Origin of the sequence: Dyella sp. BiH032 (assembly GCF_031954525.1) — a bacterium.
Lineage (GTDB): Bacteria > Pseudomonadota > Gammaproteobacteria > Xanthomonadales > Rhodanobacteraceae > Dyella_D.
On sequence record NZ_CP134867.1, the window covers coordinates 1,839,869 to 1,863,825 of the forward strand.

The window sequence follows — 23,957 nt, forward strand, 5'->3', positions numbered from 1 at the left end:
TGGGCGGTTGCCGGGTGGCGAGCGCGGGCCAGGCGCCAGCCTGCGGCCAGCGGGGCGTTTCTATCTCCAAGGTTTTCGACAGCCATGAATACCAATTACCGCCGATCCCTTCCCGGTACGTCGCTGGATTATTTCGACGCGCGCGCCGCCGTGGAGGCGATCCAGCCCGGCGCCTACGACGGCTTGCCTTATACGTCGCGCGTGCTCGCCGAGAACCTGGTGCGCCGCTGCGATCCGGCCGTGCTCGACGAGTGCCTCAGGCAGATCATCGAACGCAAGCGCGAACGCGATTTCCCGTGGTTCCCGGCGCGCGTGGTGTGCCATGACATCCTCGGCCAGACGGCCCTGGTCGATCTGGCCGGTCTGCGCGACGCGATCGCCGAACGCGGTGGCGATCCGGCCAAGGTCAATCCGGTGGTACCGGTGCAGCTGATCGTCGACCACTCGCTGGCGGTGGAGTGCGGCGGCTTCGATCCGGATGCGTTCGCGAAGAATCGCGCCATCGAGGATCGCCGCAACGAGGACCGCTTCCATTTCATCGAATGGACCAAGAAGGCGTTCGAAAACGTCGACGTCATCCCGCCGGGCAACGGCATCATGCACCAGATCAACCTGGAGAAGATGTCGCCGGTGATCCAGGTGCAGGACGGAGTGGCCTATCCCGACACCTGCGTGGGCACCGACAGCCATACGCCGCACGTAGACGCGCTCGGCGTCATCGCCATCGGCGTGGGTGGCCTGGAAGCGGAGAACGTGATGCTCGGTCGCGCCTCGTGGATGCGCCTGCCAGACATCGTGGGCGTGGAACTGACCGGCAAGCGGCAGCCGGGCATCACCGCCACCGACATCGTGCTGGCGCTCACCGAGTTCCTGCGCAAGGAGAAAGTGGTCGGCGCCTACCTGGAATTCCGCGGCGAAGGCGCGGCCAGCCTCACGCTCGGCGATCGCGCCACCATTTCCAACATGGCGCCCGAGTATGGCGCGACCGCCGCGATGTTCTTCATCGACGGCCAGACCACCGATTACCTGCGCCTCACCGGCCGCAGCGACGAGCAGGTGAGGCTGGTGGAAACCTACGCCAAGGCCGCGGGCCTGTGGGCCGATACGCTTGCCGATGCGCAGTACGAGCGCACGCTGACGTTCGACCTGTCCTCGGTGGTGCGGAACATGGCGGGTCCGTCGAATCCGCACAAGCGTCTGCCTACGTCCGATCTCGCTGCGCGCGGCATCGCCGGCCAGTGGGAAGAGAAGCCGGGGCAGATGCCCGATGGTGCGGTGATCATCGCCGCCATCACGAGCTGCACCAACACGAGCAATCCGCGTAACGTGATCGCGGCAGCGCTGCTGGCGCGCAATGCGAACGCGCGGGGTCTCACGCGCAAGCCATGGGTGAAGAGCTCGCTCGCGCCCGGTTCCAAGGCAGTGGAGCTGTACCTGAAGGAGGCAAACCTGCTGCCGGAACTGGAGCAGCTCGGCTTCGGCATCGTCGCGTTCGCCTGCACCACCTGCAACGGCATGTCCGGCGCGCTCGACCCGAAGATCCAGCAGGAGATCATCGACCGCGACCTGTATGCCACCGCCGTGTTGTCGGGCAACCGCAACTTCGATGGGCGCATCCATCCGTATGCCAAGCAGGCCTTCCTGGCCTCGCCGCCGCTGGTGGTGGCCTATGCCATCGCCGGCACCATCCGTTTCGATATCGAGAAGGACGTGCTGGGTGTCGATGCCAATGGCCAGCCGGTGACGCTGAAGGACATCTGGCCCACGGACGAGGAGATCGACGCGATCGTGTCATCCAGCGTGAAGCCGGAGCAGTTCCGCCGGGTCTACGAGCCGATGTTCGCGCGCACCGGTCATGCCGGCACGCGCGCCGCGCCGCTGTATGCGTGGCGTGCGCAGAGCACGTACATCCGCCGTCCGCCGTACTGGGAAGGTGCGCTCGCCGGCGAGCGCACGCTCAAGGGCATGCGTCCGCTCGCGGTGCTGGGCGACAACATCACGACGGACCACCTGTCGCCATCCAACGCGATCCTGCTCGATAGCGCGGCCGGCGAATACCTGGCCAAGATGGGCTTGCCCGAAGAGGACTTCAATTCGTACGCGACCCATCGCGGCGATCACTTGACGGCTCAGCGCGCGACGTTCGCCAATCCCACCCTGGTCAACGAGATGGCGGTGATCGACGGCGAGGTGAAGAAGGGTTCGCTGGCGCGCGTGGAGCCGGAAGGCAAGGTCATGCGCATGTGGGAAGCGATCGAGACCTACATGGAGCGCAAGCAGCCGCTGATCGTGGTTGCCGGCGCCGACTACGGCCAGGGCTCCTCGCGCGACTGGGCCGCGAAGGGCGTGCGGCTGGCGGGCGTCGAGGCGATCGTGGCGGAAGGCTTCGAGCGCATCCATCGCACCAACCTGATCGGCATGGGCGTGCTGCCGCTGGAGTTCAAGCCGGGCACCAACCGCAAAACGCTGGGTATCGACGGCACCGAAACCTTCGACGTGGCGGGCGCGCGCACGCCGCGCGCGGACCTCACGCTGGTCATCCATCGCAAGAACGGCGAGCGCGTCGACGTGCCGGTGACCTGCCGTCTGGATACCGCCGAGGAAGTGTCGATCTATGAAGCCGGCGGCGTGCTGCAGCGCTTCGCGCAGGATTTCCTCGAGGCTTCGCAGGCGGCCTGATCAGGCTTCGATCCGCGTGGCGATGCTTGGCGGCGTCGCCCGCGGCGGATGGCTTCGCCTGCCCGCGATGCGGGCGAAGTCCAGTCATCACAGGACAACCACACCATGGCCCATCTTCCCCAGCTCCGGATTCCCGCCACTTACATGCGCGGCGGCACCAGCAAGGGCGTGTTCTTCCGTCTGCAGGACCTGCCCGAGGCCGCGCAGGCGCCGGGCGTCGCCCGCGATGCGCTGCTGCTTCGCGTGATTGGCAGCCCCGATCCCTACGGCAAGCAGATCGACGGCATGGGCGGCGCCACCTCCAGCACCAGCAAGACGGTGATCGTGTCCAAAAGCAGCCGCCCTGACCATGATGTGGACTATCTGTTCGGCCAGGTGGCTATCGACAAGGCGTTCGTGGACTGGAGCGGCAACTGCGGCAATCTCTCCGCGGCGGTCGGGCCGTTCGCCATTGCGGGCGGGCTGGTCGATCCCGCGCGTGTGCCGCGGGATGGCGTGGCGGTGGTGCGCATCTGGCAGGCCAATATCGGCAAGACGATCATCGCCCATGTGCCGATGACCGGCGGTGCGGTGCAGGAGACCGGCGATTTCGAGTTGGACGGCGTCACCTTTCTTGCCGCGGAAGTGCAGCTCGAGTTCATGGACCCCGCCGCGGAAGAAGAGGGGGCGGGCGGAGCCATGTTCCCCACCGGAAACCTCGTCGATGATCTCGTGGTGCCGGGCGTCGGCACGCTCAAGGCGACGATGATCAATGCCGGCATTCCCACGATCTTCGTCGAGGCCTCGGCGATCGGCTACACCGGCACGGAGCTGCAGGACGCGATCAACGGCGACGCCAAGGCGCTGGCGATGTTCGAGACCATCCGCGCGCACGGTGCGCTGCGCATGGGCCTGATCGGTTCGCTCGACCAGATCGCCACGCGCCAGCACACGCCCAAGGTGGCCTTCGTCGCCCGCCCCGCCGACTACGTCGCGTCGAGCGGCAAGCCGGTGCATGCCGGTGACGTCGACCTGCTGGTGCGTGCGATGTCGATGGGCAAGCTGCATCACGCCATGATGGGCACGGCGGCCGTCGCCATCGGCACTGCGGCGGCGATTCCGGGCACGCTGGTGAACATCGCGGCGGGTGGCGGTGAGCGTCATGCGGTGCGCTTCGGCCATCCGTCCGGGACGTTGCGGGTGGGCGCCGAGGCGGTGCAGATCGATGGCACGTGGAGCGTCACCAAGGCGGTCATGAGCCGGAGCGCGCGCGTGCTGATGGAGGGCTGGGTGCGCGTACCCGCGGGCTGAACTCGCCGGAGCGGACGCGGGCGCCCTTCTGTAGCGGCGGCATGCTCGGCTAATCTCGGCAAGGGCGGCGTCGAACGATCGGGCTCAGGCGCCCGGCGCGCCGCTTCGGTGCCAGGAGATGAGCATGAGTGCGCATGACATCCGCTCGGCCGAGCGTCCGGACCCCGACCAGCCGCTGGTCGACGTGTCGGACTACGTGACCGGGTATCGGATCGACTCGGCCGAGGCTTACGACACCGCGCGCTACGTGCTGCTCGACTCGCTGGCGACGGCAATGCTGGCGATGAAGTTCCCCGAATGCGTCAAGCATCTCGGCCCGCTCGTCCCGGGCGCCACGTTGCCGGGCGGGGCGCGGGTGCCGGGCACCAGCCACGAGCTGGACCCCGCGCAGGCCGCGTTTGCCATTGGCACGCAGATCCGCTGGCTGGATTTCAACGACACCTGGCTGGCGGCGGAGTGGGGTCATCCTTCCGACAACCTCGGTGCCATTCTTGCCGTGGCCGACTACCTCAGCCGCAAGGCCCAGCGCGAAGGCGGCGAGCCGATGACCGTGCGCGACGTGCTGGCGTGGGCAATCAAGGCTCACGAGATCCAGGGCTGCTATGCGCTGCGCAACAGCTTCAACCGGGTCGGCCAGGACCATGTGATCCTGGTGCGGCTGGCCTCGACCGCCGTAGCCACCGCGATGCTCGGCGGCGGCAAGGACCAGGTCGTCACCGCCGTTTCGCACAGCTGGATCGACAACGGCGCGTTGCGCACCTATCGCCACGCGCCCAATACCGGCCCGCGCAAGAGCTGGGCCGCGGGCGATGCCTGCCGCCGCGCGGTCATCCATGCAATCAATGCGGTCTACCGTGGCGTCGCGGGTTATCCCTCCGCGCTGAGCGCCCGGACCTGGGGCTATTACGACGTGGCGTTCAAGGGCAGGGCGTTCGAGTTCGAGCGTCCGTTCGGCAGTTACGTGATGGAGAACGTGCTGTTCAAGATCAGTTTCCCGGCAGAGTTCCATGCCCAGACGGCCGTGGAGTGCGCCATGAAGCTGCATCCCCAGATGGCCGGCAGGGTCGACCAGATCGAAAAGGTGGCGATCGAGACACAGGAAGCGGGCATGCGCATCATCGACAAGACCGGCCCGCTGGCCAGTTACGCCGACCGCGATCACTGCATCCAGTACATGGTGGCGGTGCCGCTGATCTTCGGCCGCCTGACCGCGGAGGACTACGGTGATGAGGTCTCCGCCGACCCGCGCATCGACGCGCTGCGCGAAAAAATGGTGGTCAGCGAGAATCCTCGTTTCACCCAGGATTATTTCGACCCGGACAAGCGCTATATCGGCAACGCCGTGCAGGTGTTCTTCAAGGACGGCAGCTGCACGGAGAAGGTGTCGGTCGATTACCCGATCGGTCACCGCCGGCGCCGTGCCGAGGGTATCCCGGTGCTGCTAAGCAAATTCGAGGCCGCCATGCGCGGGCACTTGCCTGCCCACCGGGTCGCGGCGATTCTCCACGCGGTGGATGACCCCGGCAGGATGGATGCCATGCCTGTGCAGGAATTCATGGCACTCTTCACGTTGTAAAGACGGTGTGAGCTGAAAACTGAACGAGCGTTCGGAGTGGCTAGCAATTGTTTGTTTTTTGCTAAACTCTCCGCGCCCGTTTCGGGTGGTTTAGCTTCAAGGCCGGCATCGGCCCGGACTCATGGCGGCATGGCCCGCGGGGTCGTTCGCCTGGGGGTGGAACGGACGCGAAAACCAATAAACGAGGAGACACCTGATGAAACGTAAGGGCTTGTACTTTCTGATCGCGCTTGCCCTGGGTGGCGTAGGTGCCGCTCATGCGCAGGACAGCAGCTCCAGCGCAACCACTTCCACCTACGACGACCGTTGGTACATCGCCCCCACCGTGGGCGGCTACTACAACGATACCGACCGCAATACGAACAGCCGCCAGGTCTATTACGGCCTGGGCGTAGGCAAGTTCATCGCGCCGAACGCGTCGATCGACCTGTTCATCGACCGCACCAAGCGCGACATCGACAGCAAGATCGGTGGCGGTAACTGGTCGAACAACAATTACGGCGTGGCCGGACGCTTCTATTTCGGCGCGTGGGACGCATGGCGTCCGTACCTGCTGGCTGGCGTGATGGGCAGCTACCATCACAGCCGCTTCGACAATGGCTGGTCGCCGGCCGCCGAGTTGGGCGTCGGTATCTCCAAGACCATCACCGACAGCAGCGACATCCGTGCGGAAGCCGGCTACCGCTACGACTGGGACGACAAGACCCAGCCGGAGAAGAACGGCTACGGCGACTGGTTCCTGGGCTTCAGCGTGGTGTCGCGCTTCGGCGCTCCGCCGGCCGCCCCGGCCGTCGCGCCGCCCCCGCCGGCTGCGCCTGACTGCTCCAAGCTGGACAGCGACGGCGATGGCGTAAACGACTGCGACGACAAGTGCCCGGGTACGCCTGCCGGTACCATCGTCGGTCCGGATGGTTGCCCGCAGAAGGTCGTGATCGACCTGCGCGGCGTGAACTTCAAGTTCGATTATCCGAAGAAGGGGCACGTCAAGGCCGGCGAAATCGGCAAGGCGCTCGCCGCGCCGACAGCCGATTCGATCGCCATCCTCGACCAGGCTGTCGACACCCTGCAGCGCTACCCGCAGGTCAAGGTCACGGTGGCCGGCTATACCGACTCGGTCGGTACGGACGCCTACAACCAGAGCCTGTCCGAGCGTCGTGCGCAGATCGTGTACGACTACCTGACCTCGCACGGCATCGATGCCAGCCGCCTGCAGGGCCCGATCGGCCATGGCGAAGCCGACCCGATCGACAGCAACGACACGGAGAGCGGCCGCGCCCGCAACCGTCGCACCGAGCTGCAGGTTCAGCAGTAACCGACCGCAAGGTCGTCTGGAAAAGCCCGGCGCAAGCCGGGCTTTTCTTTTGTCGGCGAAGCAGGCGGACGTGCGTTGGTGAGGCAGGGTTTCACGCGGATTTGCCTGAACGAGAACCCACCAAAAGCTTAAGCTGTCATGTTTGCCTGTTAAGGGACGTGTGTATCTCTTAACGGTTTTGCTACACTCTGCGCCGCTTGCTGTTAGGAACGTCAAGCAAGGGACCATGAAAGTCCCTGTATGTCGAACCCTGAAGTTCTGACGCGCGATTTCCGTCTGGGGTGGAACGGACGCGAAAACCAATAAACGAGGAGACACCTGATGAATCGTAAGGGCTTGTATTTTCTGATTGCCCTGGCCCTGGGCGGCGTGGGTGCCGTTCACGCGCAGGACAACAGCTCCAGCGCACCCGCCGGTTTCGATGACCGTTGGTACATCGCCCCGACCGTCGGCGGCTACTACAACGACACCGACCGCAACACCAACAGCCGTCAGGTCTACTACGGCCTGGGCGTTGGTAAGTTCATTGCGCCGAACACCTCGATCGACCTGTTCATCGACCGCACCAAGCGCGACATCGACAGCAAGATCGGCGGCGGCAACTGGTCGAACAACAACTACGGCGTGACCGCCCGTTACTACTTCGGCGCTGCCGACGCTTGGCGTCCGTACCTGCTCGCCGGCGTGATGGGCAGCTACCACCACAGCCGCTTCGACAACGGCTGGTCGCCGGCCGCCCAGCTGGGCGTCGGTATCTCCAAGTCGATCACCGACAGCAGCGACATCCGTGCAGAAGCCGGCTACCGCTACGACTGGGACGACAAGACCCAGCCGGAGAAGAACGGCTACGGCGACTGGTTCCTGGGCTTCAGCGTGGTGTCGCGCTTCGGCGCTCCGCCGGCTGCCCCGGTGGCCGCCACCCCGCCCCCGCCGGCTGCGCCTGACTGCTCCAAGCTGGACAGCGACGGCGACGGCGTGAACGACTGCGACGACAAGTGCCCGGGCACCGCCGCCGGCACCATCGTCGGTCCGGATGGCTGCCCGAAGCAGGTCGTGATCGATCTGCGCGGCGTGAACTTCAAGTTCGACCGTCCGAAGAAGGGCGAGAAGGACATCAAGAAGGCCCTGGCTGAGCCCAGCGCCGACTCGATCGCCATCCTCGACCAGGCTGTCGACACCCTGCAGCGCTACCCGCAGGTCAAGGTCACGGTTGCCGGCTACACCGACTCGGTCGGTAAGGACGCCTACAACCAGAGCCTGTCCGAGCGTCGCGCTCAGATCGTGTACGACTACCTGACCTCGCACGGCATCGACGCCAGCCGTCTGCAGGGCCCGATCGGTCACGGCAAGAACGACCCGATCGACAGCAACGACACGGATGCCGGCCGCGCCCGCAACCGTCGCACCGAGCTGCAGGTTCAGCAGTAATCGACCGCAAGGTCGTCTGGAAAAGCCCGGCGCAAGCCGGGCTTTTCTTTTGGGCGAACGCAGGATCGGGCACGATGGGCGGCATGAGCCGGAACACAGGGCAGGGCAGGAAGACGATAGCGGGGCGCGTGTCTGCCGCGGCTGCGTCCGTGCCGCGGCACGGACTGGCTCGCGTGCTCAGCAAGCTGGGCGTGTGTTCGCGCAGCCAGGCCGAGAAGGCGGTGCGTGCGGGGCGCGTGAGCGTCGACGGTCGCGTGGTGCTGGATCCCGAGCTCCCGGCGGACCCGACGCGCCAGCGCATCCTGCTCGATGGCGAGCCGGTCGGCGAGGCGAAGCGCGTCTACATCGCCCTCAACAAACCTCGCGGCACAGTCGTGAGCGCCGCCGACGAGCGCGGGCGCGACACGGTCTACGACCTGCTGAAGGAGGCCGGCCTGCCTTGGCTAGGCCCGGTTGGCCGTCTCGATAAGGCGAGCGAAGGCTTGCTGCTGCTGAGCAACGACAGTACCTGGGCGGCCCGGCTCACCGAGCCCCGCCACCACGTCGACAAGACCTATCACGTGCAGATCGACGCCATCCCAGATGACGCTCTGCTGAAGCGCCTCGTGCAGGGCGTGATGGACGACGGCGAGCGCCTGGCCGCCAAGCGCGCCGGTTTGCTGCGCGTCGGCGAAAAAAATGCCTGGCTGGAGATCGTGCTCGACGAAGGCCGGAACCGGCACATCCGCCGTCTGCTCGCCGCGCATGGCATCGGCGTCCTTCGCTTGATACGCGTGGCAATTGGCTCATTGGCGCTGGGCGAATTGCCCAAAGGGCATTGGCGGCACCTGCGAGCCGAGGAAGTGGCCGCGCTCTCGCGCTGAGCCAGCGCGGCATAAGCGGCAAACCGCGTCAGGAACCGGCAGACGCTCCCAGTCGTTCCTTCACCACGCGCAAGGTGCGCTCCAGCGCGGGGTGCGTGCGTGCCGGGTCCACCACGGCATAGATCGTATTGAGGCAGGGTTTTCCCTCGAAAGCTGCCGCGATGACCTCGCCACGCGCCTCGGCTTCGCGCGCGCTCGCACGCGGCACGATGGATAACCCGCGGCCGGCGGCCACCCAGTCCAGCACTTCTTCCAGTTCTTCGAAGTGCGCGACGCTGCGCAGGTGCGCGGGCTTCTCGCCTAGCACCTGCGTGAACCAGGTGGCGAAGACGTAGTCGCTTTCGTCGTAGGTCACGTAGTCGGCCTGGGCGAGGGCTGCGGCTTGCAGCAGTGGCGCCGGCTGTCGCGCCGAGGCGATCAGCGCGGCTTCCTCCATGCCGACGGCGACCAGCCGCAGCGAACCATGCGGCAGCATCAGGTGGACAAAGCCCAAGTCACTCGCGCCCGACTCCACCTGCCGCACGACTTCTTCGGCCGTGGGAAAGCTCATCCGAATGGGCACGTCGGCCAGCGGTCCTTCGCGAAAGAGCGGCAGCAGGTCGTAACGGCCGAACCCGCTTACCGCCGCGATGCGCAGCGGGGTTTCGGGGGCGTCGGCGTCCCGCAGAGCCTCGTGCACGCGCGCCCAATCGCGGCCCATGTCGCGGCAGAACACCAGCAACCGCTCGCCGGCGGCATTGGGCACCAGCGGACCGCCGCCCCGGTCGAACAGCGGCATGCCTAGGGCTTCTTCCAGCTTGCGCAGCTGATAGCTCACCGCCTGCTCGGTCCGGTGCAGCGATGCCGCGGCTGCGCGCAGGCTGCCGCCCTCGCAGACAGCCCGGAACGCATGCAGGTAACGCAGTTCCACATTCACGCGCGGGAGCCTCGGGGCAGGAAAAAAACTTCGGGCGGGGGCAAAAAGATTCGCATAGCCGGGAATGGAGCGGCAAGCCGAGAATCCCCTGACCCGCCTTTCCGGAGCCCCCATGAACTACCGCCCGTTCGCCTTGCTGCTGGCCCTGTGCCTGGCCTCGCGCGTGCACGCCCAATCCGGCGGCGCCGCGCATTTCTACCTCTACCGCATGCAGCCTGGGGCGGCCCAGCCGTTCGAGGAAGCCTACCGCCGCCATCTGGATTGGCATCGCGCTCACCACGATCCGCTGTCCTGGTATGGCTGGACGATCGAGGACGGCGAGCGCAGCGGCTATTTCGTGGATGCGAGCGTGGGCCAACCCTTCGCAGCCTTCGATCACCGCGTGGACGCCGCCGCGGACGGCGCGGACTTCCGCACCAATGTCGCACCCTATGCCGCGCCGATGGGACAGCCCGCCTATGTCCTACTGCGGGACGCCAGCACCGGCACGCCGCTGGAAGATCTCAAGCCGAGCGCCACCATGCAGGTGACCCATGTCCGCGTCCGCTACGGCATGGAAGCTCGCTTCGAACGCGCGCTTGCCGCGGCGCGGCAGGCGCTACGGGACATCCCGGGGGCGCCGCCCCACACCTGGTATCGCCTGGTCACCGGCGGCGACGCGGCTCAATACATGCTGCTGGTGGCCCGCGATGGCTGGGCCGGCTATGACCGCTTCGATCGCAGCCTGGGCTCGTTGCTTGACGCTGACGACGCCGCGGCCAGGGACGTTGCCGATGCGGTGCAATCGGCGACCACGGAAACCTGGCGCTACCGTCCCGAACTCAGCGCACTGAAATGAGGGACTGGGGAGCCGCACATGGCCGCGCGGCTCCCCTTGGGCGCGTCAGCCGATCACGCCCAGTTCGCGACCCACCTTGGTGAACGCCGCGATGGCATGGTGGAGGTGCTCGCGCGTATGCGCCGCGCTCATCTGTGTGCGGATGCGCGCCTGGTCCTGCGGCACCACGGGGTAGAAGAAACCCGTGACGTAGATGCCTTCCTCCAGCAGCTTGGCGGCCATGGCCTGCGCCTTCTTGGCGTCGTAGATCATCACCGGCACGATCGGGTGCACGCCAGGCTTGATGTCGAAGCCGGCCTCGGTCATCTGCTCGCGGAAGTAGCGCGTGTTCTCCTGCACGCGCTGGCGCAGTTCGCCGGCGCTGGAGAGCATGTCGAACACCTTGAGCGCCGCGGCCACCACGTGCGGCGGCAGCGAGTTGGAGAACAGGTAAGGACGCGAACGCTGGCGCAGCAGCTCGATCACTTCCGCGCGACCGGTGGTGAAGCCGCCCAGCGCGCCGCCGAGGGCCTTGCCCAGCGTGCCGGTGAAGATGTCGATCTTGTCCATCACGCCGTTGACCTCGGCGGAGCCGCGGCCGGTATCGCCGAGGAAGCCGGTGCAATGGCATTCGTCGATGTGCACCATCGCGCCGTACTTCTCGGCCAGCGCGGCGATCTTGTCCAGCGGTGCGATGAAGCCGTCCATCGAGAACGCACCATCGGTACTGATCAGCTTGGTGCGAGCGCCTGCGGCATCGGCAGCCTGCAGTTGCTTCTCGAGATCCGCCATGTCGCAGTTGGCATAGCGGAAACGCTTGGCCTTGCACAGGCGGATGCCGTCGATGATCGATGCATGGTTGAGCGCGTCCGAGATGACCGCGTCCTCCTCGCCCAGCAGTGGCTCGTACAGGCCGCCGTTGGCGTCGAAGCACGCGGCGTAGAGGATGGTGTCTTCCGTGCCGAAGAACTCGGCGATCTTTTTCTCGAGCTGCTTGTGCAGGTCCTGCGTGCCGCAGATGAAGCGTACCGAGGCCATGCCGAAGCCGTGGCTGTCCAGCGCCTCCTTGGCGGCCTGGATCACCTCGGGGTGGTCGGCCAGGCCCAGGTAGTTGTTGGCACAGAAGTTGAGCACCTTGCGTCCACCCTCGAGCTCGATCTCGGCCGACTGCGGCGAGACGATGACGCGCTCGGCCTTGAACAGGCCCTGGTCGCGGATGGAGTCCAGTTCGGTGGCGTAGCGCGCGCGGGTGGTGGCGGTGTAGGTCATGGGGGAGGCGCCCTCTGGGGGAAAGGAGGGATTTTGAGCTTTTGTGGCTCGAGGGGGAACTGTTGGGGTTTTGCGGGTGTGCGGTGGGGGATTGGGATGGGGTGGGGCGGGGACCTGGCGGCCCATAGAAGGCGCTTATTTCTGGCGCTACCTTTCACTTTCGTCATTCCGGCGCAGGCCGGGACCCGGTGGCGACAGAGCTCGGTGTCGCCTTATGGCCAGTCTTGTCTCGCCCCTCGCGGGGCGAGGGTTTCGCTCTCCTGCCGGAGAGCGAGTTACTTCTTCTTGCTTGCCCAAGAAGAAGTAAGGCGGTGTCAATCTAGAAGTGCATCATCGATGGCCTGAGCGAGGTCATCGTGCCCCATGGCACGCATGAACATCTCCGCCGGACAGTGGTAGCCCAAGGTGGCTCGGGGCCGAAGGTTCATCTCCTGAGCGATGGCATCCAGCGCTCGCTGGCTATGCACGGACAGATCGGTGCCTTTAGGGAGGTACTGCCGCAGCAGGCCGTTGGTGTTTTCGCAGATGCCCCGCTGCCAGGGGCTGCGCGGATCGGCGAAATAAATGCTCAAGCCGGTACGTTCGGACAAGGTCTTGTACAGCGCCATTTCCTTGCCCTGGTCATAGGTCAGTGTCTGGCGAAGCTCCGGCGGCACGCCCTGGAAGGCGCGACTGAAGCCCTCCAGCGCCTCCTGGGCCGAACACCCCTTCATCTTGACCAGCTTCAGGAACAAAGTGCGTCGATCCACCAGCACCCCCACCGACGATCGGTTACGCGCCCCCTTGAGGAAGTCGCCTTCCCAATGGTCTGGTAACAGGCGCTCGTTGGCCTCCGGCGGGCGGTCATGAATACTCGGCAGATCCTGCATGCGGCCGCGCCGGTTCGCCCCTTGGCCACGCGGACGGCGTGCGCACTTGTGTTGGCGCAGCAAGGCCACCAGCTCACGCCGCAGTTCGCCACGCGGCATGGCATAAATCGCGGTGTAGATCGTCTCATGGGACACGTGTTTGGCCGGCTCGTCAGGATGCTGCCGGCGCAGTGTGCGGCTCACTTCTTGCGGTGACCAGCGGCGCGCTAACAGCTGGCGCACCAGGGGCCACAAGGCCCCATCACGATGTAGCTTGCGCCGTCGGCGTGCCTTGCGCGCGAGCCGTCGAGCCCGCGCACCGGCACGGCGGGCGTCATAGCCAAGTGTCGGACGACCCATGCGCGGACGCTCCGCCGGTTCGCGGTGCCCATTACGCGCCAATTCCCGGGAAATCGTGCTAGCCGAACGGCCTAGCAGCCGTGCCAGCTGCCGAGCGCTCTCGCCGCGTGCCTTGCCCACCATGATCGCGCCCCGTTCTTCGGCGCTCAGATGGCTGTAATGCTGTCCCATGCATCACCGTGTCGTGGGGGTGGTGCACTTGATGTTAGAGACCGCCTAACCAAGAAGAAGGGCCCCCTGCGCGGCGCCCTCCGCAGCCTTCGCTGCTGCGGGTGCGTTGAGGGCTGGCCGGGCTTTTCGATCGGGCATCCCTGCCCGAATCGAAAAGGCGGGGACGTCCTGTCCCCGCCCGCCTGCGGCGGCCTGATCGTCCAGCCCTCATCGCCGCGAAGGGAACCCGGGAGATCAAGAGCGGCACGGAGCGTCGCTTCGCTCGCTCTTGCTTGGTCATTGGCTGCTTGCCGCGGTACGCACTTCTCCTTCTCCCCTCCGGGGAGAAGGCGGGATGAGGGGCGGGTGCTCGCCCAACCCTCTCCAATCCCCTTGCTCAAAAACGCAAGCACCCCTCACCCAAGCGAGGTCTGGCCGCTCAACGCAACCCGAAATCCACCCGCGTCGTCTTGCCTTTGTCATCGATGCCTTCGGCGGTGAGCTTCGGATCCTTCATGGCGTACCGGTTGTCCGCCAGCTTGCCTTTCAGCCAGTCGCGCACGGCCGTCGCGCGGCGTTCGGCCAGGTCGCGCATGGCTGCGTCGTCGGTCTTGACGTTGGTTTCCAGCAGGGCGCGCATGTCGTCCGGTTCGAGGGATTTGTTCAAGCCCAGCACGTTGTGCGGCTTTTCGACATCGGCGTGTTTGTAGGCGCGGCGCAGGTAGCGTTCGTACTGGTCTGGTGTGATGGACACGGCGGCGAGGGCGGCGGGAGAGACGTCGGCGTCCTTGCCGGAATCGTCCAGTACCTTCTCCTTGCGCACCATGTCCTCGACGGTGACCTTGCGCAGTCCGTTCTGGTCCTGCGCCGGATCCACGCGGCCGACGATGTCCAGCGTCAGCGAGGTCTTCTGGTTGAGCATGGCCACCACTTTGCCCAGGCGTTCCTGCGCGGCGGCGTTCAGCACGGCGGAGCCCGGGTCGAACTCCACATAGCCCAGGTCTTCGTGATTGCCGCCGCCGAAGGCCGCGCCCAGCAGACGGAACGGTGCGGTGGCGGCACGGGCGATCAGGTTGCCGATGGCGCGCCAGATCAGTCCGCCCATGCTGAATTTCGGATCGTCCAGCGAACCGGAGACCGGCACGTTCACGTCGATATTGCCCTGCGTGTCCTTCAGCAGCGCCACCGCCAGCTTCACCGGCAGGTGCGAGATGCCGGGGCTCTCGATGCGGTCACCGAAAGTCAGCTGAGTGATGAAGATATGGTTGTCGGCCTGCAGCTTGCGCTGGTCCAGCATGTAGTGCACGTCGACGGTCAGCTTGCCCTGCGTGATCGGATAACCCGTGTATTTGCTGGAGTAGGCGCTCAGGCGCGTCAGCTCGACCTCGTTGGCCTTGCCCTTGATGTCCAGGAACGCCACCGGCGTCAGCGGATTCATCACGCCGTTGATGTCCACCGGCGAGTTGTCGTCCAACTGCGCCTGCACGGCCACTTCGGCGGGTGGTCCGCCTGCGGTGCCGAACGCGCCGATCTTGCCGGTCACCTTAGTCAGGTTGGCGGTGTAGTTCGGCTTGATGAAGTTATCGGTGTAGTTGAGTTGACCGTTGACCAGGGTGACCTGGCCGATCCGGATGTCCGCCGCCGGCGCCACGGGCTCGACGGGTTTGGCTGCCTCGGCCGCCTTGGCCGTGGCGGCCTGGGCCGGCGTTTCGGCGCGCGTCACCGACACCGGAGCTTCCTGCTCGGGCTGGGCCACGACATCCGAGAGGTTCAGGCGGCCGTTGGCGTTCACGATCATGCGCGCGTAGAACGCGCTCAGCACCAGGCTGCCCACGTGCATGCGCGGCGTGCCGCTGCCGTAGGCGACGTCCAGGTTGCCGGCATTGAGCGCGCTCCAGCGCATGAAGTCATCGCCGGTCACCTTGTCCTGCACGCGCACGCGCTCCAGCGCGGCGTTGCCCTTGAAGGTGAACTTCGGCTCCTTGCCGCGTCCGTCGTAGTGCACGCGGCCCTTGCCGCTCATGCGCGCGCTGGAGATCGTCACATTCAGCGGCACGCTGATGTACGGCGCGAAGGTGGCGATATCGAGTCCGCGCGTAGTGACATCCAGATCCGCGATGGCGGGGGAGGGCTGGACCTTGCCGGCCGCCGAGAACGAACCCTTGCCGATGTTGCCTTCCAGCTTGAGTGCGCGCGGCTGGTTGAACTTGTCGCTCAGATCATCGATGCCGCCCTTGAGCGAGGTCACCTGCACCAGCGCAGGCTTGCCGTCGCCGGTGGCGCGGTCGGTGAAGCGCAGGCCGCCGTCTTCCACGCCCAGGTGCGCGATGCTCCATTGCCACGACGGGCCGGCGTCGGCCGGACTGGCTGGTGCCCGCGGCGCTCCCTTGGACGGTGCGAAGAGCTGGGCGAGGCTGATCGTGCCGTTCGCGGCGCGCTGCACATCCAGGCGCATGCCGGTCGCCACCAGGCTGGCCAGGCGCGCCTGGCGGCTGGCCAGGTCGATCTCGGTGATATCGGCCTCGAGCTTGCTCCAGCCCACCGGCGTGGCTTGGCCCTTGCCCGTCGCCTCCAGCGCGAAATCCGTAACGCTGGCATGCGCGGACGCGAGGTGCACGTTCACCGTCTTGCCCCAGTCCAGTTGCAGCTGGCCGTTGGCATCCAGCTTGCCCTTGGCGGCGCGGGCCGTCATCGCGGAGCTGGCCATCGCCTGCAGCGGCACCATGTCCACCTGCTTGAGCGCCAGTGCCGCGTTGAGCTTGGATGCCGCCAGGTCGAGCGTACCCTTGGCGCTGATGTCGCCACCGAACAGCTGGCCGGCGAGATCCAGTTTCGCGGCCGGGGCGGCCAGCATGCTCAGGCCGAGCAGGCTGCCGTGGAGATTGAGAAGGTCGAGCTTGTTCTGCGTGGCGTCGGTGTAGTGCACCGCGCTGCCGGTGAGAGCGATCGACGCGATGCGCAGGTCGGTCGGCGCGGCCTTCTTGCCGGGTTCGGCGGGCGCGGAGGGCGCGGTCAGTGTGTCGAAGTTGCTGTGGCCGCCCCCGCCGGCCGTGTAGTAGACCTGCGCCTGATCCAGCTTCATAGCGCCGAACTGGTAGCGCGAGACCAGCGGCTGTACGTCCGCCAGTTCCGCCGTGCCATGGCCCAGGCGCGCGATAGGTTCGCCCTTGCTGGTGTCCAGCGCGAAGTCGTCCAGCTGCAGGTGGCCGGTCAGCTGCACCTGCGGCGCGTCGGGCGTCTGCAGGAAATGCAGCTCCACCGTGCCGCTGAGCAGGCCCTTGGGAATGGCCACCGGCAGCGGTTTGGGTACGTAGCCCAGGTAACGGGGCAGGTCGAAGCGGTCGAGCTGGAAACCGATGGTCGAATCGCGATTGGTGGCAAAAGGCTTGGTCTGCCCGTCGATGCGGATCGCGCTGCCATCGACCTTCATCGCCAGCAGCGGCTTGATGAACACGTCCGTGCTGCTGGGCAGGTTGGCAAGGAAGGGCACGCCCACTTCCAGTTGTTCGACGTGGTGCGTGGCCTTCGCGGCCTGGTCGTCGAACACGATGTCGCCGCCGTGCACGCTGATATTGGACAGCGCAAAACGCGCCGGCTTGGCGTTGGGGTCGGCCGGCTGCGAAGCGTAGCGCTCGATGATGTCCGAGAAGTTGAAGCGCTGGTCGGCGGCGCGCGCGATGCGGATGCGCGGGCGCTGCAGCGAGAGTTCGTCCAGCACGGGGGCGAGCCGGAACAGCGTCGACCATGAAGTGTTGGCGACGATCTGATCGACGTCGACGAAACTCGTCTTGCCGTCGCGCTCGCCGATATGCAGCTGGTCCAGTTCCAGCCGCAAGGTATAGGGGTTCAGGTGCACCGCGCCCAGCGTCACCGGTCGGTCCAGCGCGGCACTGGCGCGCTTTTCGATCTGACTGCGGATGATCGATGGGGCGGCCAGGAAACCGAAGATGCCGAACAGCACCAGGACGATGGCGACGATCAGCACCGTCTTGCGCGTTCGCCGCGAACGGTACACGGCGAGTGCGCGCGTACGCGCTGCCGCCAGCCGGGAACTGCCGGAAGAAACCTGATCTGCCATGCGGCAATGCTCCGTCGAATCGCGACCCGACGGCGAGCGGCCCTACCCCGGCCGCGCACTCCCTAACCGTGTCCTATAAGCGCCGGTCGCGGGGGGAGTGTACTCGTGCGTGAGACCTTTCTGCAGCGCTCCCGCGCACGTCCGGCGCGGGAGCTGCGAAGCCTTTCAGGCTTTGCTCACGGGCGGCCCGCTCAGAGCCAGGAGCAGACGACCTTGCCGCACTGGCCGGCATCCATCAGCTCGAAGCCCTTCTGGAAGTCGTCGATGTGGATCTGGTGCGTGAGCACCTTCTGCAGCGGGAAGCCGGTGAGCACCATCTGGGTCATCTTGTACCAGGTCTCGTACATGCGGCGGCCGTAGATGCCCTGCAGGGTGAGACCCTTGAAGATCACCTTGTCCCAGTCGATGCCCGCGCCCTTGGGCAGGATGCCGAGCAGGGCGATCTTGCCGCCGTGGTACATGCAGTCGAGCATGTCGTTGAAGGCGCGCGGGTTGCCGCTCATCTCCAGGCCCACATCGAAGCCTTCGATGTGCAGGTCCTTCACCACCTCGCGCAACGGCTGGTTGGCGACGTTCACCACGCGCGTGGCGCCCATGTCGGCGGCGAGCTTGAGGCGGTAGTCGTTGACGTCGGTCACCACCACGTTGCGTGCGCCCACGTGCTTGGCGATGCCCGCGGCGATGATGCCGATCGGGCCGGCGCCGGTGATCAGCACGTCCTCGCCGATCAGGTCGAACTCCAGCGCGCAGTGCGCGGCGTTGCCGTAAGGGTCGAAGAACGCGGCCAGTTCGGACGGGATCTGGTCGGGAATCGGCCACAGGTTGGAGGCCGGCATGGTCATGTATTCGGCGAACGCGCCGTTGCGGTTCACGCCGATGCCCACCGTATTCGGGCACAGGTGCTGGCGCCCGGCGCGGCAGTTGCGGCAATGGCCGCACACGATGTGCCCCTCGGCCGAGACGCGGTCGCCGATCTTGTAGCCGGTCACGCCCGGGCCTATCTCCACGATGCGGCCGACGAACTCGTGGCCGATGGTGAGCCCCGGCTTGATGACCCGCTGGCTCCACTCGTCCCACTTGTAGATGTGCAGGTCCGTGCCGCAGATGGCGGTCTTCTCCATCTTGATCAGCACCTCGTTGGGGCCGACCTCCGGCACCGGCACTTCTTCCATCCAGATGCCCTGCTCGGGCTTGCGCTTGACCAGGGCTTTCATCGTCTGAGGCATGGGGAATCCATCGGCTGGCCCGCAAGGCGGGCGGGGAAAGCGGCGATTATAAAGTGCGTGTGCCGGACCCCGTCTTCGTGCACTGCAACGTTGCCGGGGCCGGCGCTTCCGTCTATGTTCGCAAGTTTGTGCGACCGTCCATAAGGGGCAACCAGAATGCGTAGGAAGACGATGGGCCTGGCCGCGGCCATGGCGATGGGGCTGGCGCCCGCGGCGCAGGCGGACGAAGGCATGTGGATGCCCTCTCAGCTGCCTTCCATCGCCAAATCGCTGCGTGCGGCCGGCTACCAGGGCAATCCGGCCGACCTGGCGGACCTCACCAAGCCGCCGCTCAGCGCAGTGGTCAAGGTGGGCGGCGCCACCGGCGCCTTCGTCAGCGGCGACGGCCTGGTGCTGACCAATCACCACGTGGCCTTCGGCGTCATCCAGTACAACAGCAACCCGCAGCGCGACCTGATCCAGAACGGCTTCGTCGCCGACGACCGCGCGCAGGAGCTGCCGGCCAACCCCGATTTCCGCCTGCGCGTGACTACCGGTTTCGACAAGGTCACCGACAAGGTGCTGGCCCAGGCCAAGGGCAAGACCGGCCGGGCCTACTACGACGCGGTGGATGCCGCCGGCAAGGCGCTGGTGGCCGAATGCGAGCGCGAGGCGGGTTACCGCTGCAGCGTGGTCAACATGTTCTACGGACGCGACTTCTATCTGGTGAAGCAGCTGGAGATCCGCGACGTGCGCCTGGTCTACGCACCGCCGCGCGCCATCGGCAACTATGGCGACGAAGTGGACAACTTCGTGTGGCCGCGCCACAGCGGCGACTTCACCGTGCTGCGCGCCTACGTGGGGCCGGACGGCAAGCCGGCCGATTATGCGAAGGACAACCAGCCGTACCACCCGCCGGCGCATCTGCAGATCGCCACCGAAGGCGTGAACGAGGGCGATTTCGTCATGCTCGCCGGCTATCCCGGCATCACCTATCGCCATCGCACCGCGGCCGAGTTTGCCGACCAGGTGCAGTGGCGCCTGCCCAAGTCGGTGGAAGTGATGAAGCAGCTGCAGGGCGTGATCGAAGATGCCGGCAAGGCCGACAAGCAGTCGGCCATCCGCTATGCCTCGCAGCTGCAGTCGCTGAAGAACGGCATCAAGCGCTTCAGCGGCGAGCTGGACGGCTTGAAGCGCAGCGACGCCGTGACCGTGCGCCGTAAAGATGAAGACGCCATGTTGGCCTGGCTCGACCAGCAGGCCAACGCCAAGGCGCTGAAGCCGGAGATCGATGCCGCCGCCAGGCTCATTGCCGAAGGCAGCACCATCCGCGAGCGCGACCTGCTGTTCGCGCTGATGCAATCGCAGACGCAGCTGATGCGCTCGGCCATCACGCTGCAGCGCCTGGCCCACGAACGTGTCAAGCCCGATGCCCAGCGCGAAAACGGCTATCAGCAGCGCGACGAGGACCTGACCGCGGGCATGCTCAAGCAGGTGCAGCGCCGTTTCGATCCCATAGTGGAAAAGCGCCTGCTGACGGCCTTGCTGGTTCGCTACCAGCAGCTACCCGATGCCCAGCGCGTTCCCGAGTTCGACACGGCCTTCGGCCGCAGTCCCGCCGAGCTGGCCGCCACGCTCGACCGCGTCTACGACGCGACGCGGCTGGGCGACGAAGCCCGTCGCCTGTATTGGCTGAAGGCTCCGCCGGCTGAAGTGGCAGCCTCGGACGACGCGCTGCTGAAACTCGCCGGCCTGCTCCAGCCCGCGCTGCTGCGTATCGAAGACCAGCGCAAGGAGCGCGAGGGCGATCTACTGCGTCTGCGCCCCGCCTACATGCAGGCGCTGATTGCCTACCGCGAGCAACAGGGCAGGGCGGTCTATCCGGACGCCAACGCTACCTTGCGCGTGAGCTACGGCAAGGTCACGCCGCTGAAAGCGCGCGACGCGGTGACCTACTCGCCGCTGACCAGCACGGCCGGCATCGTCGAGAAGAACACCGGCGTGGAACCGTTCGACGCGCCCAAGCCGCTGCTGGACGCCATCGCCAAGGGCGACTACGCCGGCTACCTGGACAAGCGTTCCGGCGTAATGCCGGTGGACTTCCTCAGTAATCTCGACACCACCGGCGGCAACTCCGGCTCGCCCGTGATGAACGCGCGCGGCCAGCTGGTGGGCCTGAACTTCGACAGCAACTGGGAGGCGGTGAGCGCGAGCTGGATGTTCGATCCGCGCTACAAGCGCGCCATCCACGTCGACATGCGCTATATGCGCTGGCTGATGGACAAGGTCTATCCGGCGCCGCACCTGCTGAAGGAACTGGGCGTACCGGCGAAGTAGGCATCGCCGTCCTTCCTGCACGAACGGGCCCGCATGGGCCCGTTCTTCTTCGTGGCGCCCATCGCGTTTGCCGCGCAGAGCCACCGGACGGCCCGGCGCGTTCACATCCGCTTGATGGCGCGCGCGCTGCACTCGCCCCGGCTTCGTGGGAGGCCAACCATCCAAGGGGGCTTTGCATGAACAGGAAACAGAACGCGTGCTGCGGCCACGAGGCCGACGGGCGCCGCCGGAGCGTGCTCAAATCCGCCCTGGGCGCCGTGGCCCTCGGTGCGGCCGGGGGCTTTCCACTCGCCTGGGCGAACCTGGCCGAAGCGGCCGTGCTGACGCGCGAGCAGCGGGACAAGCTGTCGCCCGATGACGTCATCGCCATGCTCAAGCGCGGCAACGAGCGGTTCCGCACGGGCAAGATGGAGCGGCACGACTACCTGGCGCAGAAGCGCGCCAGCGCCAATGGCCAGTATCCGGCCGCGGTCGTTCTCGGCTGCATCGACTCGCGGGCGCCGGCGGAGATCATCCTCGACGCGGGCATCGGCGAGATGTTCATCGCCCGCGTGGCCGGAAACATCGCCAACGATGACCTGCTGGGCAGCCTCGAATTCGCCTGTGCCGTGTCCGGCGCCAAGCTCGTGCTGGTGATGGGGCATACCGCTTGCGGGGCCATCAAGGGGGCGATCGATCATGCCCAGCTCGGGCACCTCACCGGCGTGCTGGACAAGATCAAGCCCGCGGTCGACGCCACGGCCTTCGACGGCGCCCGTGACAGCGAAAACTATGCGTTCGTCGATGCGGTGGCCAAGACCAACGTGCTGCGCACGGTCGAGGGCATCCGCCGGGACAGCAGCGTGCTCGCCGGCCTGGAGAAGGACGGCAAGATCAAGATCGTGGGTTCGATGTACCACCTGGTCGGCGGACGGGTGGAGTTCTACGGCTGAGTAGAGGGTCGGCGGGATCGAGGGACGGGCTCGTCCGGCGGATGAGCGGGAGCGGGGCGCCCGCGGGCGGGCGAAAGGACGGCGGCGCGGCCGCCGCCCTCAGTGCACCACGGCGTAGACCAGCGCGAAGACCAAGCTGATCCCGACGCAGACCACGAACCAGAAGCCGCGGTTGTCCTTGTTCCACACCGGCGGTTGCCCGTCTTCGCGCAGATGGACGCGCTTGGCGGCGGCACTTCCCGGTGCCGTGGTGCGGTCGCCGGGTTCGGCGATCATGTACTTGCGTTTGCTCATTTCCTACTTCCCCCCGTTCAACGATCTCGGTGGTTCGCGATGGCTGACCACGGTCCGATCGTGTACGACGCCGTGATTCTCGTCCAAAATGTGAAGCAAGGCACGTGCCCATGCCGTCCAAATGGCGTTGCGCTGCCGTTGGGCGGGGAATCCGCTTCATGACAGCCTGCCGCTGCACGTCACCTTGAGCCCTCCAGACCCGCGATGCCTGCCGACCCGCGTCACCCCGCCATCTTCCTGATGGGCCCCACCGCCTCGGGAAAGACCGCCCTGGCCTGTGCCCTGAGCGAGCGCTTCCCGGTGGAGCTGGTGAGCGTGGATTCCGCGCTGGTGTATCGCGGCATGGACATTGGCACGGCCAAGCCCGACCCGGCGACGCTGGCGACTTATCCGCACGCCCTGATCGATCTGCGCGATCCGGCGGAGCCGTATTCGGCTGCCGATTTCCGCGCTGACGCCGTCGAGGCGATGAAAGACATCACCGCGCGCGGCAAGGTTCCGCTGCTGGTCGGCGGCACGGGCCTGTACTTCCGGGCGCTGCATCAGGGCCTGTCGAACCTGCCCGAGGCCGACCCGGCCATCCGCGAGCGGCTCACCGCCGAGGCGGAGGCGATCGGCTGGCCCGCCATGCACGCGCGCCTGCGCGAGGCCGATCCCGTGGCGGCCGCGCGCATCGGGCCCAACGATGCGCAGCGCATCCAGCGCGCGCTGGAAGTCATCGAGCTCACCGGCCGGCCGCTCTCGGAGCAGCAGCGCGGCGGCAGCGGCGAGCGGTTTCCATGGCGCGTGCTCAAACTCGCGCTGCTGCCGCCCGACCGGGGCCCGCTGCACGCGCGCATCGCCGAGCGCTTCGACGCGATGCTGGCGCAAGGTTTCCTGGACGAAATGCGACGCCTGCGCGCACGCGGCGACCTGCATCCGGACCTGCCTTCGATGCGCGCGGTCGGCTACCGGCAGGCCTGGGAGCACCTGGACGGCTTGACCGACGCCGCCGAGTTCCGCGATCGCGGCATCTTCGCCACCCGCCAGCTGGCCAAGCGCCAGATCACCTGGCTGCGCGGCGAGCTGGACGCACGCACCTTCGACCCGGAACGCCCGGGCCTCGAAGCCCGCGCCGCCGATGCCGTCGCCCTGTTCCTGGGCGGCGCCCGCTAGGGTTTTTCGCGACCTCGTTCGCGCTTCCCGGTGCCCGGAAAAAAAGCCCTCTCGCGGCGCGCAAATGCCCTTTCATCAACGATTTAAAAGTGGTTAATATTCCCGGGCCTTGGGCCGGGGCGCCGCGTGCGTCTTTTCTCCGGCCCGTCCGTTGCGAGGGGAGAACAAAAATGTCCAAAGGGCAGTCATTGCAAGATCCGTTTTTGAACGCATTGCGCCGCGAGCGCGTCCCGGTCGCCATCTACCTGGTCAACGGCATCAAGCTGCAGGGCACGATCGAGTCCTTCGACCAGTTCGTGGTGCTGCTGCGCAACCAGGTCAGCCAGATGGTCTACAAGCACGCCATTTCCACCGTCGTCCCCAGCCGCAACGTGCGGATGGGCGCCGGTCACGAGGGCCATGCCGAGGCGGCCGCCCCCGAGACGGAAGGTTGATTTCCGGCGCGGAA

At 66.5% G+C, this 23,957-nt stretch carries 17 protein-coding genes; 11 read left to right on the forward strand and 6 right to left on the reverse strand.

Going from position 1 to position 23,957, the window contains the following annotated elements; all coding sequences use genetic code 11:
• Positions 1–84: 84 nt before the first annotated feature.
• From acnD to RKE25_RS08190, 6 genes are all read left to right on the forward strand, one after another.
• Entirely contained in the window at positions 85–2,679 is a 2,595-nt protein-coding gene (gene acnD, locus RKE25_RS08165; protein WP_311841743.1) for a Fe/S-dependent 2-methylisocitrate dehydratase AcnD, read from the forward strand.
• Between the two features lie 105 nt (positions 2,680–2,784).
• Positions 2,785–3,969, forward strand: coding sequence for a 2-methylaconitate cis-trans isomerase PrpF (gene prpF, locus RKE25_RS08170; protein ID WP_311841744.1), 1,185 nt, complete (start codon positions 2,785–2,787; stop codon positions 3,967–3,969).
• A 124-nt stretch (positions 3,970–4,093) separates the two neighbouring features.
• Positions 4,094–5,545, forward strand: coding sequence for a bifunctional 2-methylcitrate dehydratase/aconitate hydratase (locus RKE25_RS08175; RefSeq protein WP_311841745.1), 1,452 nt, complete (start codon positions 4,094–4,096; stop codon positions 5,543–5,545).
• 196 nt (positions 5,546–5,741) lie between these two features.
• Positions 5,742–6,857 (forward strand): OmpA family protein, encoded by a 1,116-nt coding sequence (locus RKE25_RS08180; RefSeq protein WP_311841746.1) that lies wholly within the window; start codon positions 5,742–5,744, stop codon positions 6,855–6,857.
• A gap of 321 nt (positions 6,858–7,178) precedes the next feature.
• A complete protein-coding gene (locus tag RKE25_RS08185; RefSeq protein ID WP_311841747.1) occupies positions 7,179–8,285 on the forward strand; it encodes an OmpA family protein in 1,107 nt (368 codons plus the stop codon).
• A gap of 83 nt (positions 8,286–8,368) precedes the next feature.
• Positions 8,369–9,148, forward strand: coding sequence for a pseudouridine synthase (locus RKE25_RS08190; RefSeq protein WP_311841748.1), 780 nt, complete (start codon positions 8,369–8,371; stop codon positions 9,146–9,148).
• A 28-nt stretch (positions 9,149–9,176) separates the two neighbouring features.
• Here the strand turns inward: RKE25_RS08190 and RKE25_RS08195 are convergent, their stop codons facing one another.
• Entirely contained in the window at positions 9,177–10,064 is an 888-nt protein-coding gene (locus RKE25_RS08195) for a LysR family transcriptional regulator (RefSeq protein WP_311841749.1), read from the reverse strand.
• A 112-nt stretch (positions 10,065–10,176) separates the two neighbouring features.
• Here RKE25_RS08195 and RKE25_RS08200 point away from each other — a divergent pair, with 112 nt between their 5' ends.
• Positions 10,177–10,902, forward strand: a complete 726-nt coding sequence (locus RKE25_RS08200) for a hypothetical protein (protein WP_311841750.1) — start codon at positions 10,177–10,179, stop codon at positions 10,900–10,902.
• Between the two features lie 45 nt (positions 10,903–10,947).
• On the opposite strand, the gene kbl is transcribed toward RKE25_RS08200, so the two are convergent.
• The 4 genes from kbl to tdh all read right to left on the reverse strand — a co-directional run bounded on the left by kbl (position 10,948) and on the right by tdh (position 18,812).
• The gene (gene kbl / locus RKE25_RS08205; protein WP_311841751.1) at positions 10,948–12,150 is read right to left on the reverse strand and encodes a glycine C-acetyltransferase; all 1,203 of its coding nucleotides are present in this window, start codon (positions 12,148–12,150) and stop codon (positions 10,948–10,950) included.
• 314 nt (positions 12,151–12,464) lie between these two features.
• On the reverse strand, positions 12,465–13,529 hold the full coding sequence (locus tag RKE25_RS08210) for an IS30 family transposase (RefSeq protein WP_311839232.1): 1,065 nt from the start codon (positions 13,527–13,529) through the stop codon (positions 12,465–12,467).
• A 418-nt stretch (positions 13,530–13,947) separates the two neighbouring features.
• The gene (locus tag RKE25_RS08215; RefSeq protein WP_311841752.1) at positions 13,948–17,586 is read right to left on the reverse strand and encodes a DUF748 domain-containing protein; all 3,639 of its coding nucleotides are present in this window, start codon (positions 17,584–17,586) and stop codon (positions 13,948–13,950) included.
• 191 nt (positions 17,587–17,777) lie between these two features.
• The gene (gene tdh / locus RKE25_RS08220; protein ID WP_311841753.1) at positions 17,778–18,812 is read right to left on the reverse strand and encodes an L-threonine 3-dehydrogenase; all 1,035 of its coding nucleotides are present in this window, start codon (positions 18,810–18,812) and stop codon (positions 17,778–17,780) included.
• 156 nt (positions 18,813–18,968) lie between these two features.
• Between tdh and RKE25_RS08225 the strand changes: the two genes are divergently transcribed.
• The gene (locus tag RKE25_RS08225) at positions 18,969–21,128 is read left to right on the forward strand and encodes a S46 family peptidase (RefSeq protein ID WP_311841754.1); all 2,160 of its coding nucleotides are present in this window, start codon (positions 18,969–18,971) and stop codon (positions 21,126–21,128) included.
• A gap of 176 nt (positions 21,129–21,304) precedes the next feature.
• Positions 21,305–22,060 carry a carbonic anhydrase family protein gene (locus tag RKE25_RS08230; RefSeq protein WP_311841755.1) on the forward strand — a complete coding sequence of 252 codons (756 nt, stop codon included), beginning with the start codon at positions 21,305–21,307 and terminating at the stop codon, positions 22,058–22,060.
• Between the two features lie 99 nt (positions 22,061–22,159).
• On the opposite strand, the gene RKE25_RS08235 is transcribed toward RKE25_RS08230, so the two are convergent.
• On the reverse strand, positions 22,160–22,354 hold the full coding sequence (locus tag RKE25_RS08235) for a hypothetical protein (RefSeq protein WP_311841756.1): 195 nt from the start codon (positions 22,352–22,354) through the stop codon (positions 22,160–22,162).
• Positions 22,355–22,558: 204 nt separating this feature from the next.
• Between RKE25_RS08235 and miaA the strand changes: the two genes are divergently transcribed.
• Together miaA and hfq are read left to right on the forward strand one after the other, a co-directional pair.
• Complete coding sequence (miaA, locus tag RKE25_RS08240) at positions 22,559–23,509, forward strand: tRNA (adenosine(37)-N6)-dimethylallyltransferase MiaA (protein ID WP_311841757.1); 951 nt, start codon at positions 22,559–22,561, stop codon at positions 23,507–23,509.
• Between the two features lie 170 nt (positions 23,510–23,679).
• Positions 23,680–23,943, forward strand: a complete 264-nt coding sequence (gene hfq, locus RKE25_RS08245) for an RNA chaperone Hfq (RefSeq protein WP_311841758.1) — start codon at positions 23,680–23,682, stop codon at positions 23,941–23,943.
• The last annotated feature ends 14 nt before the right edge of the window (positions 23,944–23,957 follow it).

Excerpts from the sequence above, each read along its gene's own strand:
- acnD (WP_311841743.1), top strand. The coding sequence starts at position 85 with ATGAATACCAATTACCGCCGATCCCTTCCCGGTACGTCGCTGGATTAT.
- prpF (WP_311841744.1), top strand. The coding sequence starts at position 2,785 with ATGGCCCATCTTCCCCAGCTCCGGATTCCCGCCACTTACATGCGCGGC.
- RKE25_RS08175 (WP_311841745.1), top strand. The coding sequence starts at position 4,094 with ATGAGTGCGCATGACATCCGCTCGGCCGAGCGTCCGGACCCCGACCAG.
- RKE25_RS08180 (WP_311841746.1), top strand. The coding sequence starts at position 5,742 with ATGAAACGTAAGGGCTTGTACTTTCTGATCGCGCTTGCCCTGGGTGGC.
- RKE25_RS08185 (WP_311841747.1), top strand. The coding sequence starts at position 7,179 with ATGAATCGTAAGGGCTTGTATTTTCTGATTGCCCTGGCCCTGGGCGGC.
- RKE25_RS08190 (WP_311841748.1), top strand. The coding sequence starts at position 8,369 with ATGAGCCGGAACACAGGGCAGGGCAGGAAGACGATAGCGGGGCGCGTG.
- RKE25_RS08200 (WP_311841750.1), top strand. The coding sequence starts at position 10,177 with ATGAACTACCGCCCGTTCGCCTTGCTGCTGGCCCTGTGCCTGGCCTCG.
- kbl (WP_311841751.1), bottom strand. The coding sequence starts at position 12,150 with ATGACCTACACCGCCACCACCCGCGCGCGCTACGCCACCGAACTGGAC.
- RKE25_RS08210 (WP_311839232.1), bottom strand. The coding sequence starts at position 13,529 with ATGGGACAGCATTACAGCCATCTGAGCGCCGAAGAACGGGGCGCGATC.
- RKE25_RS08215 (WP_311841752.1), bottom strand. The coding sequence starts at position 17,586 with ATGGCAGATCAGGTTTCTTCCGGCAGTTCCCGGCTGGCGGCAGCGCGT.
- tdh (WP_311841753.1), bottom strand. The coding sequence starts at position 18,812 with ATGCCTCAGACGATGAAAGCCCTGGTCAAGCGCAAGCCCGAGCAGGGC.
- RKE25_RS08225 (WP_311841754.1), top strand. The coding sequence starts at position 18,969 with ATGCGTAGGAAGACGATGGGCCTGGCCGCGGCCATGGCGATGGGGCTG.
- RKE25_RS08230 (WP_311841755.1), top strand. The coding sequence starts at position 21,305 with ATGAACAGGAAACAGAACGCGTGCTGCGGCCACGAGGCCGACGGGCGC.
- RKE25_RS08235 (WP_311841756.1), bottom strand. The coding sequence starts at position 22,354 with ATGAGCAAACGCAAGTACATGATCGCCGAACCCGGCGACCGCACCACG.
- miaA (WP_311841757.1), top strand. The coding sequence starts at position 22,559 with ATGCCTGCCGACCCGCGTCACCCCGCCATCTTCCTGATGGGCCCCACC.
- hfq (WP_311841758.1), top strand. The coding sequence starts at position 23,680 with ATGTCCAAAGGGCAGTCATTGCAAGATCCGTTTTTGAACGCATTGCGC.